Here is a 12032-nt window from a genome sequence, read left to right as displayed (position 1 = left end):
ATTAACAAGATATACTGGATTTTTATCCTGATAATCCTGTTTATCCTGTCTAAAAATGAACATCTAGATTAGTTATTTGAGTTTTGTAATTTGTTCATGGGTTATTTCGAACACTTATAAATTTCAACAGGATAGATTTACCTATTCGTAAGTTCTTTCTTTGATTTTCTTTGCCGGCACTCCCGCAACAATTGTATTCGCTTCCACATCTTTTGTAACAATTGCTCCGGCTGCTATAATGGCTCCATCTCCAATATGAACACCAGGTAAGATAACTGCTTTCGTGCCCACCCAGACGTTTTTACCGATGACTACATCCTTTTCAATAGGCGGTTGGGTCCAGATTAATTCTCCTTTTTTTATACCATAACTTCTTGAACTGACAAATGCTTCCGGTGCAAGCGCCGAGTCATCGCCAATGACAATTTTGGAAGTCTCTCCCGCCCAGACATACACAGATCGGTTGATGATCACATTGTTTCCCAGGAAAATATTGTGGGAATAGGCTAAATGTGCAGATGGTAGAATAGAGGTGCCTTTTCCAATGGCACCCAGCTGCATGATACCATAAACATTGCTATGCAGAAAAATTCTAATCGCACGAATAATTTGCGTCCACAACACCAAAGAAAATAATATCCTGATGTATTTAAATAAAATTCTCATCGTTCAAGTTGTTTTATTTAATTAATTTGAATTTGATTAATTTAACCGGCAGGGACTATTTTTGCAATGTTTTTGATCCATTTATTGCCGAAGGGAGTTTATCCTTTTAAAATAAATTTAGTTTATTTATAATGAAAATGAAACGCAGAGTTTGCAAGAAAGCAAAGGTTTTTTAATTTTTACAAATATGGTAAAACTGTGTGTTTTCCGGTTAAAACGATATGAACTATGTAGGTTAAAAATTACTCGAATGAATGAGGACTTCAAAACTTTATAGAACAATCAGAAAAAGAAAAAGGGTATGACTTCAAGATCAAAACGTAGAATGATATACTTCTTCTTGAATAAGAATTGATTTTAGTTTTGGGTATTATCTTTTTTACGGGTATTGCCGCTTCATTCAATGATTCAACCGATAGGGAACCTGGTTATCAGGATGTTTTTGATGAGATTTGTCAATTGTTGAAAACAATTTTTACGATGCCACATTTCAATGCTAAGTTTCCGAAATTGAAAGCCAGCTATTGGATCTGCAAAGCGGCGGTCGACTCTTTCTGGCAGTAATGGATTCAAGAATCGATGGTGTAAGGTTGGAGGGGGGGGTGGTGTAGAACCGGACATTAGCGTGCCAATGGATATCCGCTATTGTAATGGCACAGATGTACAGGTGGAAGCCGCTATCGTAAATCTTCTCAAAGAACTGCGATAAGCATAATATTTATTTCTTGATATTACACATTAAAATGTGCAATTTCTTAAAAGAAAAATATAATGCCGATAACCTTGCCATAGATGATAAACTAATTGAAAAAGCTCAGTTGATTGGAAAACACAAGACCAAAAAGGCAGTCGTGACCAAAGCGCTTCAAGAGTGCATTCAACGCAAAAAACAAATGCAGATATTGAATTTATTTGGGAAAGTAGATTATGATCCAGATTATGTTTATAAAAAGCAGAGGCAGGTACAGTGAAATTTCATCTCTGGAGGTAATCAAGTATGAGTAAAAGAGTACGATTGTGTAGAAATGAAAAACAAAGCTGCTGAAAAAATCAAAAAGAAAATTGCGGGTTTAACACCAAAAGAGGAATTAACCTTTTGGAAAAACCAAACAGAATCGTTACGAAAGAGACAGAGAGAATTGTCGGGAAAACAGAAGATTAGACCCTAGCATTGAAATTAAAACAGTTAATACAAGTTATGTGAACCGTAGCTTTAGCGCATCAGAACACAAAAATTAAATGTGGTCAAAAACCGAAAGGATTTAATTCATATTTACTGAAACCAGTTGGTAAATTCTTAATCATAATTTAAAAATAAAAAACCCTCAATAATTCTCTTGCTTATCCCTTAAAAATTTCGTAGAATTCATCATACCAACCAAATCTTATCAAACCAATTAAAGGAGCATTGCCATGCCCGAAGAGAGCAAAACCAACGGAAAAGTTTCCCGAAGGAAATTTCTCAAAGGAGTGGGTGGGGGAATTGCAACAACTGCCGCAATTACCAGTGGCGGTCTGCTCACCAAAGAAGCGGCCGCAGCCATCTTTAACCCGGATGCGGAAATTATTGCTGGTTCGCAAACCATTCAACTAAATATCAATGGCAAAAACCAAAGCGTTACTGTCGAGCCCAGGACAACTCTGCTATGTGCGTTGCGGGAAAAACTGGAACTTACCGGCAGCAAAGAAGTCTGCGACCGCGGACAATGCGGCGCTTGTACTGTCCATGTCGATGGTGAACTTGTGCTTTCATGCATGTCGCTTGCCCTTGACTTGCGCGGAAAAAAGATCGTGACCATTGAAGGGTTGGCAAAAGGAGATCAGTTGACAGTCGTGCAACAGGCTTTTATAGAAAAGGATGCACTTATGTGTGGTTTTTGTACTCCCGGATTTGTTATGGCTGCAACGACCTTGTTGCAAAATAATTTAAATCCTACTCTGGACCAAATTAAACAAGGACTTTCCGGTAATACCTGTCGATGTGGAACGTATCCTAAATTGTTTGAAGCTGTACAAGCAGCTGCAAAAACAATGCGGAAAGGAGTGTGAGCCATGGCGAATTGGAAACCTCTCAATCAAATGTCAATACTGAGCAAACGTTATCCTCGTCTGGATGGAGCCGAAAAAGTTACGGGTCAAGCGAAGTATGTGTATGATCAAAATCCTAAGGGCATGCTATATGGCGCTATCCTGTCTTCGCCTCATCCTGCTGCAAAAATCATCAGTATAGATGATTCAAAAGTGCGCAGGCTGCCGGGCGTGAAAGCCGTCTTAACAGATGTCCATCCCACTGGAACTTTGCGCTATGTTGGTGAAGATGTCGCAGCGGTTGCGGCAACTACTGCCGAAATCGCTAAAGATGCCCTGGAATTATTTGATGTGAAATATGAAGTATTGCCGTTTGCAGCCGATTTGGATGCGGCTATGAAAGACGGCGCTCCAAGAGTATTTACAAATCGGAGCAATATTCGCGATCCGAGAGTTCGTGGCGAGGGTGATGTGGAGGCGGGTTTTGCCCAGGCAGATGTGATTGTCGAAGATGAATTTCGAACCCAGGTACAAACCCAGTCTAGCCTGGAAACTCACGGCAGTGTGGCTATGTGGGAAGGTGATGAGCTTATTGTTTGGGATTCGACCCAGGCGGTTCATGGTGTTCGTGAAGGCTTAGCGAAGTTTTTGGAAATGCCGGAGAGTAAAGTACGAGTGATATGCCAACACATGGGAGGGGGGTTTGGCAGCAAGCTTCAGCCAGGGAGTTATTCGGCTATTGCTGCAAAATTGTCCAAACAGGCCAATGCACCAGTACATCTCATGTTAACTCGTAAACAGGATTTTTTGGTAGCCGGGAATCGCCCCGACAGTATTCAAAAAATTAAAGCGGGCGCAAAGAAAGACGGTGAGTTGGTCGCATTCTCAGCAACAAGTTGGGGTACCCCGGGTATCAGTTCCAACGCAAGAACACTCCTTCCATTTGTTTATGAATTTCCGAATTGGAAACATGAACATTTCGATGTATTTACCAATGCCGGATCTGCCCGGCCTTTTAGGGCTCCCGGTCGTCCGCAGTCATCCTTTGCCATGGAGCAAATCATGGATGAATTAGCGGAAAAATTAGGAATGGATCCCCTGGATTTGCGGCTAAAAGTCGATACCAATCAAACCAGGTTACAAGAGTGGCGAAAAGGTGCAGAAAGAATTAGCTGGAATAAACGCAATAAAACACCTGGCAGCGGTAGCGGACCATTGAAGCGAGGTTTAGGTTTAGGCGCCAGTATCTGGTCGACTGGAGGCAGGGGTACAAAAGCAACAATGACGGTTTTTCCGGATGGTGGAGTTGAAGTAAAATGTGGCACCCAGGATATTGGCACCGGCACCCGTACGATTATTGCAGCCATCGCCGCAGAGGAACTAGGGTTGAAGATAAATCAAATCCGATCACTGGTAGGGGATACAAACTATCCACGGTCAGGTGGCTCGGGAGGAAGCACCACTGCTCCCTCTGTGGCGCCGGCTATCAAAAATACCACAGAAAAAGCGAAAGCCAAACTAATAGAATTAGCGGCGAATCATTTTGGAGTTCAGCCTACCGAAATTGAATGGGGAAACGGAGAAGTTTCGGTTCGTGGGGCTGCAAATAAAAAACTAACCTGGAAAGAAATCTGCAGCCTGCTGGATTCCGAATCACTCGAAGTCCATGGTGAATGGGTCGAAGGTCTTTCTTCAGCCGGTGTTGCCGGCTGCCAGTTTGCAGAAGTTGAGGTGGATATTGAAACCGGTCGAATTGATGTGATCAAAATCGTAGCTGTTCATGATTGCGGCTTGATTCTTGATCGACTTACTACCGAGAGTCAGATCAATGGAGCTGTTGTTCAAGGTGTAAGTTACGCTCTTTACGAAAACAGACAAATGGATCCGATTACAGGAGTCCAGGTCAATGCTGAGTTCGAGAATTACAAAATTCTAGGTACGATGGAAACGCCTGAAATTGAAGTCATATTTCATGATGAACCGGAACGCGGTGTTATAGGAATAGGAGAACCGCCAACGATACCGACAGCGGCGGCAATAGCAAATGCGGTTTACAACGCTATCGGAGTGCGTATTCGTGAATTACCGATGACTCCGGATAAAGTGTTAACTGCACTCACACCTTCAACCAATGGCCGATAAGGAGGTTCATCATGAATAAGTTTGAATATGTCAACGCAAAACATCTAGCTGATTTACCGGAGCTTTTGGGACCCAGATGGGGTGAAAGTGCGATCCTGGCAGGTGGAACAGATTTACTCGATATGCTAAAGGAAAGATTAATCGAGCCCAAGCGGGTTGTGAATATCAAAAATATTAAAGATCTTTACGGGATAAGTAATGGCAATGGCATAGAAATCGGCGCTTTAACCACCATTGCTACAATTGCAGCTGATCCAAAAATTCAAGGAAAGTATGCAGTTTTATCCGAAGCTGCAGCTTCCGTAGCCACCCCGCAATTGCGTAATATGGGTACAATTGGCGGAAATATATGCCAACGACCGCGTTGTTGGTATTTTCGTGGTAAAGAGTTTCCATGCCTTAAAAAAGGCGGGAGTAAATGCTATTCTGTCGAGGGTCTCAATCAATACAACGCAATATTGGGCGGCGGTCCCAGCTTTATTGTCCACCCGTCTGATTCTGCACCGGCGCTTATGGCGCTTGCAGCCAGTATCGAGATTCTTGGAGCATCAGGAACCCAGGAGACAGCCATTGCAGACTTTTTTCAATTACCAGTGGATAATCTCAGGCGTGAAAATATTTTAAAGGCGAACCAGGTTGTCACAAAAATAATGATCCCGGAACCTGCACGAGGAACACGATCCACTTATCTTAAATTCCGTGAAAAACAATCTATGGATTTCGCCATCAGTAGTGTAGCTGCTGTTTTGCAGATGAGTGGCAACCGGGTGCAAAAAGCCCGTATCGTGCTGGGTGGTGTTGCGTCGATACCCTGGCGGGTAAAAAATTCCGAAGCGGAGCTGGAAGGTAAAACCTTAAATGCAGCCAATATCGAGAACGCTGCTTCTGTATCTGTAGCTAATGCGCTGCCGTTGCAACATAATGGCTATAAAATTCAATTGACCGAAAACCTGGTGCGGCGAGCATTGCAGAGTTTGAGTTAAATGATAATTTTTTTAACCGCAAAGACGCGAAGAACGCCAAGTTGGAAAAACTAATTTGAAGTTAATAAATTTCATAAAAATCGAGGTTCAGCATGTCTTTTATTAAAAATCCGGATCATCCGGAACTGCCAATCTGTAAGAGTATGCGCACTAAAGCCAGTTATGTTCCGGATATGCTTGATGAACATTATATGGAAGTTCATCACCCGTACAACCAATACTTTTGCTTAAAAACACTCCACCCCATTGGCCCCGATGACGATGTGGTTTGCCCGGAAGATTGTACGCCCAACAGGGTTTGCTTTCAACCATTACTGTCAAGCATCCCTGTGGCCTCGAATGACCGGAAAAATTACGAAGACAATCTTTCTTAAATAATCTCTTTTAATAGCTGTTTTTTCTTTTTTGACAGGATTAACAAGATATACTGGATTATTATCCTGATAATCCTGTTTATCCTGTCTAAAAATGTTTTTAATGAAAACGAACCTAAAATTTTTATTTCCTTTATTTTCAATACTGCACTTGGTTGCGTACTCCCCGCCAGCCCTTGCGCAAACCATATCCCAAATCAAAATTCCCAGTCGAGAATATGTGATCACGATCCATTATGATTTAGGTATGCATTGTACCGGCTTCGATCTTTCTTATTGTTGTATTTTGCCACCTTATAATAGCATCCTCGCTCAAATTATTAAAACTGCAGATTCACCTATGGCGAAACCTGTAATTCTTACTGAAACCGACTTACAAGCGGATCATTTGATTCTTTGGTATGAGCATGTGGACAACACCTATTCTGAAGGCCCCAAAATGTTGTATTGGAATGTGCCCGTAGACGTGAATGGCGACGGCGATGTCCAGGATCCAAGCGACTCTTTTGCCAATGCATACTTTCAACATCTTTTTACATATGAAGAAAGACCGCTCCGGTATATGCCATACCCGACCGGCAAGTTAACAAAGTTGTATTTAGGAACCGACCTGGCAATTCCGCAGGATCATGGTCCAACCGGTAAACCAATGAGTCACGGTAAATTGGATTATACCGGACCGGATGGCACCGTTCTCTACACGGTTACCAATGATGGCATCTCAGAAACGCCATTGGTTTTAGCTATGCGTGGATATTGGGAAGCGCTCGGTTTGCCATTAACCCCTTTTTACGATGGCTCCATCGGAAATATCCGGGAAGCAACCGAAGAAATTATTCGGCCCTATCAAAAAGCCTCGGTTTCATTGGCTGTTTGGCAGGATCAGAATGCGGATTCCATTCCGCAAAAACATGAAGTGACGATTGAGAATGATCCCCGAACCAAAGAACCGATAACCTTTTTTGGCGCCAACCCAATCGATGTACCGGGTTGTCAGAAATGTCATGCTTCAAAACGGGCTAATGGAGAGAAGTACAATCTTTGGGAAAAAGAGTTTAATTTTTGGAAAATACATTCCCGAATACGACAGATTATTACGCGAAAATTAAAGCTGCCTCCATTTCACTCCTGGAAATCCACGATGACAAACATGACACCGAATTTCTTAAAAGCTACGATCCTGATAATCGCACGGGTGCATCGGTGACCCGGCTTGGTCGTCAACCAGTACGGTGCCAGGCATGCCACGCCGATAATATCGTCGGGCAATTACAGGGCGCGAAAAAACCGAACGGAGAAACAATTTCGTCCCTTTCAGAAGCAATGCATCTGCTTCATTTGGAGAAAGCGCTGGATCCGGATATAAACGGCCGAACCGCAAATTGCCAGGGCTGTCACCCTGCCCATGTGCAGTCTGGCAGTTTGGCGGAATACCCGATAAATGATGAAGGTCATTTCCGTGGCGGCGATATTCGCGATTATCGCGGCGGTTGTTTTCTGGGTCGTGATCTGCACTCGAATGCGAATTCCGGCAAAGTGCTGGGAACTCAAAAACATTTGAATTCGATAGGGAAGTGGATCCAGGAAAATGTTTTGATGGATGGTAAAGGCATGTACTGCACCAATTGTCATAATGTTGCCTCACGACTATTGTACAAAGCGGATACGCTGGATAATGTGCTTGCATTGACAGGATCGACACTTCGAAATCGTTCTCTAGATCAAATAGTGACTACGATGCGACGTATGGAAAACGGACGATACGCCAATTTTTCCGCGGAGGATTTTTTCGATCCGAAAACCACGAGTGATGGCATCAAAGCCATTTGGACCGATACGCCATCCGATCCCTATCGCATTATCGATGATGGCAAGGATTTCTGGCTCGCGGCTGGCGAACCCAAATGCGCCGACTGCCACAACCCGCCTTTCGTGGAAAATATGGGCGGCATTTACGGGCCCATCGACCAGGTGGAGAAGTTTAGCCTGATGCGTTACAGCAAAGGCCACCGCGGTATCTCGTGCCAGAGCTGCCACCAAAGTACTCATGGATTATACCCGGTAACCGAGAAAGGCGCCGATCCGGTCAGTTTAAGCCAGGCGAAGGCGCTGAATCCGGATGGCCATGCCGGACCGATAAAATGCGGCACCTGCCATGCTGTCGATCAGGAAGGTGTGCCGACGATAGTGACAGATGCAATGCTTAGCCCATACCAGAAAGAATCTATCCAGGTCGCTTTCAAACAAGCCACAGCATTGATGCACTCCTTGCAGACTTATGAGAAGGCGCATGGGCCGGGGAAGTAGCGGATGTGTAAAATAATTGAGGCAAAGATCAGATTAGTATCCGACTTTCTCAAAGAAAAACGGTTTTTATGCTGAAGAGCGATAGAATACAGGGGCTTAAAGATCCCGATGTTTTATTAACTTTATTTAGTTAGTGTCTGAACGAAAACAACCTTTCTGTCATTCCCGAATGCTTTTATCGGGAATCTTCCAGATTGGAATAATGAGATTCCGTCTTAAAAAATGCCGAATTGACATTGTTTTCTGAGTTTTCGTTCAATCACTAGTTAAGATTTAATTCTTGCGTTCTCTCGTTAACACCAAGAACTTTCCTTTCCTTTTAAAAAAATAGCTAATTACACATTATAGTCTTGGATGTCTGTTGCTAAATTTGTATATTCACATTGCATGGTAATGACCTAAACTCATAATAAATTTTACCGATACACTAAGCAGCCTTTGTTATTTGTGACATTCGAATTGAATTAATGGTTTAATGAATCGTTCTACTGCTTTTGTAAAAATATTAAATTCACAACAATGGGGTAAATACAGATTTAATATTAATATCATTTTATCACTGGGTCTCTCTATAATACTAAGTAGCATAACGAACTTAAGCATTGCACAAAATATAGTAACAGAAACAAATACTCATTTCACCCAAAATATCTATCCTCGTTTTGAACGCCTTGGAGCGGATGCAGGATTCACACAGACTCGAATCACCAGTCTTCTACAGGACCACCAGGGATACTTGTGGATTGGCACACTTGATGGTGGGTTGGTAAGATATGATGGATACACGTTTCAATCCTTTAAGCATGATCCTGATGATTCGAGTTCACTGTCCAGTTCTGGGGTAGAAACATTATTTGAGGACTCCCGTGGTTGGTTGTGGATTGGAACTTTAAACGGCCTCAACCGCTTCCATCCCGAGACTGAGACTTTTTCGCGTTTTGATCTCCAGACGCTGGTAAATGGCCCTCTTCGGGTGAGAACTATTTGCGAAGATTCCACAGCGGCGATTTGGGTTGGTACTTTGTCCGGATTGTTTCGCATCCCGTATCCTGATCAGCTCGTTTCCATCGGCTCAAGTCCCATTCTAGCGGCTGACACTTCTATGGCGCAAGTAACCCGATTGTTACCGGATGAGGGCCATCCGGAAAGCCTGAAAAACAGAATCACTCGACTCGTGGTTGATGATCAGGGTATTATATGGGTGGGTACTGAAGGTGGATTGGGGTGGCTAACAAAGCTTCCTGAGTCTGAAGCCTCGAACAACTCAACACATATGTCTTATACTTTTAGCTTTTTTCCTGAGGAACCGGGCGCTCCGAACCACCTGCCAGAACAATATGTCAAGAATCTGATTTGTGACCGCAGTGGCGTTATTTGGGTGCTCATGGATAACTTTCACAGGATTGATGGATCGAATGGTCTGTGGACAGTAGAAAGCTATACCCTGCCCGGAGATTATTTCATTGACTCCGCCCTGTTTGAAATTCCTAACCATGTGCCAACCTGGTTTTGGATTGGCGAAACGGGTCTGATCAATTTTGACCCCGTTTCAAAATTATTTCAGAGGATCAAAATTACTGAAGAGGAGGGAGAAACTGATGTTTCCCCATCCGTCATCATTCAGGATGAAGCAGGTGTGGTATGGCTGGGAACGGTTTGGCACGGCCTGTACAAATACGATTCGGCATTACAGTTTTCAGCCTATAACCCTGTTTTGAATCGATTGCAATCCAATCTGGTAAATATGCGATTTGTTTTTGAGGATTCGCATCAAAACCTGTGGATTGCAGTAAAAGAACTCTATCGATGTGATCGTGCCAGCGGGGAGATGAATTTGATTCCACAGCCTATGTTTAATGATGGAGGCTTTACATATATCAATTGCGCTTTTGAAGACGCTACAGGCCATGTTTGGTTTGGGACTGAGGGGAGAGGTCTGTTCCGCTACAATCCCGATCGTGAGGTTCTGGAGCAACCTATCAAATTTGGCAGGGAAGTTGCGGTAAATGCAAGTGCAATTACCGGGGATGGTGATGGAAATATATGGGCTCCCTTACTTTTGAAATACGGTAGTGAGCTGAAAAGCCGGACGGACGCTGTTCTTTATAAGATCAACCTGGAAAACCTCGAGGCCAGAAAATTTCAATATGATTCCTGGACCGGCGATTACGGAGCACGCCTGAATTACTATTTCTACGATATTAAGAATGGACAGCCGGGTGTTTTTTGGATTGCTACCGGCTATGGCTTATTGCGTTTTGAGGAAAAGCAGGCATCTTTTAGGCTATATCAACACGATGCTAAAGATAAACTTTCCTTGAGCAGCAATTCAGTAAAGGCCATTTGTCTCGATCCCCGTTTCCCCAAGCGTTACCTCTGGCTTGGTACCGAAGAAGGAGGTTTGAATCGTTTCGATATCGAGCAGGAGACTTTTCGGCACTTCACCATACGGGATGGCTTGCCGAGTAATCATGTTTCTTCCATCCTCACTGACGAAAAGGGACATCTCTGGCTGGCTACCGATAATGGAATTTCGAAAATAATCCTGGACCGGGAGAGCCGTGAAATCAAGAGTGTTCGTACCTACGATCAGGCGGACGGCTTGCACGGCAATGATTTCACTTTCTTCTATGGCCAGAACGCGGCGAAGACGGCCAATGGAGAACTTATTTTTACAGGTCCCAAAGGGTTTAGCATTTTTCATCCCGACAACATCAAGGAGAACAAAAGCGATCCGCCGGTTCTGATCTCAGGCCTTCAAATCAATTATGAGCCAGTTTTCGTGAGCGAAAACAATTCACCACTGGATAAGCACATCAGCCTTACTGAGAATTTAGAGCTACCCTTCCACCAGAATACCCTTGCATTTGAGATGACAGCCCTGGATTTTCGCGCACCGAAGAAAAACCGCTACGCTTTTAAAATGGAAAACTATGATAAAGAATGGATCGACAATAGTACGAACCGCATCGCCCATTACACCGGAATGCCCTGGGGCAAATATGTCTTTCGCGTGCGAGCCGCCAACAGCGACGGGGTTTGGAATGAGGAAGGAGTAGCGCTAAAAATAATCATTACCCCACCGTGGTGGCGAACGAAATTAGCTTACTTGCTTTATTTGCTCGGCTTTTTCGGAGTTCTCTATGGCGGTCGCCGTTTTGAAATAAGCCGCCAGCAACTCAAGCATCAGGCTGAATTAAAGCATGTCGAAGCCGAGAAGCTCAAGGAGCTCGACAATGTCAAGTCTGACTTTTTCGCCAACATTTCCCACGAATTCCGCACGCCTCTGACCTTGATTCTTGGACCCACAGAGCAACTGATGGAGGAAGCCACTGAAGGCGGCAAAAAGAAGCTGGCGCTAATCCGGCGTAATGCCCAGCGCCTGCTCCGTCTCATAAATGAGTTGCTCGATTTGTCGAAGCTGGAAAGCGGCAAGGCGCAGCTGCAGGCGAGTCCGGGTAATTTCATCACCTTTCTGAAAGGAGTGGTGATGTCTTTCGAATCCTGGGCACGGGACCAGGGAATGGATTTT

General features: G+C 43.8%; 11 protein-coding genes. 10 read left to right on the top strand and 1 reads right to left on the bottom strand.

Translation table 11 applies throughout. The features are described 5' to 3' along the window. Window positions 1–141: 141 nt before the first annotated feature. Window positions 142–666, bottom strand: a complete 525-nt coding sequence (locus IIC38_06715; protein ID MCH8125637.1) for an acyltransferase — start codon at window positions 664–666, stop codon at window positions 142–144. 351 nt (window positions 667–1017) lie between these two features. Between IIC38_06715 and IIC38_06710 the strand changes: the two genes are divergently transcribed. From IIC38_06710 to IIC38_06665, 10 genes are all read left to right on the top strand, one after another. After that, entirely contained in the window at window positions 1018–1230 is a 213-nt protein-coding gene (locus tag IIC38_06710; protein MCH8125636.1) for a hypothetical protein, read from the top strand. 179 nt (window positions 1231–1409) lie between these two features. After that, the gene (locus IIC38_06705; GenBank protein ID MCH8125635.1) at window positions 1410–1637 is read left to right on the top strand and encodes a type II toxin-antitoxin system VapB family antitoxin; all 228 of its coding nucleotides are present in this window, start codon (window positions 1410–1412) and stop codon (window positions 1635–1637) included. A 54-nt stretch (window positions 1638–1691) separates the two neighbouring features. Beyond that, window positions 1692–1835, top strand: coding sequence for a hypothetical protein (locus IIC38_06700; GenBank protein MCH8125634.1), 144 nt, complete (start codon window positions 1692–1694; stop codon window positions 1833–1835). A gap of 244 nt (window positions 1836–2079) precedes the next feature. Next, window positions 2080–2715, top strand: a complete 636-nt coding sequence (locus IIC38_06695) for a 2Fe-2S iron-sulfur cluster binding domain-containing protein (GenBank protein MCH8125633.1) — start codon at window positions 2080–2082, stop codon at window positions 2713–2715. Between the two features lie 30 nt (window positions 2716–2745). Then, window positions 2746–4836 (top strand): xanthine dehydrogenase family protein molybdopterin-binding subunit, encoded by a 2091-nt coding sequence (locus IIC38_06690; protein ID MCH8125632.1) that lies wholly within the window; start codon window positions 2746–2748, stop codon window positions 4834–4836. A gap of 11 nt (window positions 4837–4847) precedes the next feature. Further along, the gene (locus IIC38_06685) at window positions 4848–5819 is read left to right on the top strand and encodes a xanthine dehydrogenase family protein subunit M (GenBank protein ID MCH8125631.1); all 972 of its coding nucleotides are present in this window, start codon (window positions 4848–4850) and stop codon (window positions 5817–5819) included. 92 nt (window positions 5820–5911) lie between these two features. Continuing rightward, window positions 5912–6193, top strand: a complete 282-nt coding sequence (locus IIC38_06680) for a hypothetical protein (protein MCH8125630.1) — start codon at window positions 5912–5914, stop codon at window positions 6191–6193. A gap of 103 nt (window positions 6194–6296) precedes the next feature. Continuing rightward, window positions 6297–7400, top strand: a complete 1104-nt coding sequence (locus IIC38_06675; GenBank protein ID MCH8125629.1) for a hypothetical protein — start codon at window positions 6297–6299, stop codon at window positions 7398–7400. 116 nt (window positions 7401–7516) lie between these two features. Next, window positions 7517–8500: a hypothetical protein gene (locus IIC38_06670; protein MCH8125628.1), complete on the top strand. Its 984-nt coding sequence runs from the start codon at window positions 7517–7519 to the stop codon at window positions 8498–8500. A 475-nt stretch (window positions 8501–8975) separates the two neighbouring features. After that, window positions 8976–12032 (top strand): hypothetical protein (locus IIC38_06665; protein MCH8125627.1); only part of this gene is annotated, 3057 nt, incomplete at its 3' end.

The sequence above is a fragment of the candidate division KSB1 bacterium genome (assembly GCA_022566355.1).
Classification (GTDB): domain Bacteria; phylum Zhuqueibacterota; class JdFR-76; order JdFR-76; family DREG01; genus JADFJB01.
The sequence above is the reverse complement of the archived record's forward strand: the minus strand, read 5'-3'. Positions and strand labels throughout refer to the sequence as shown.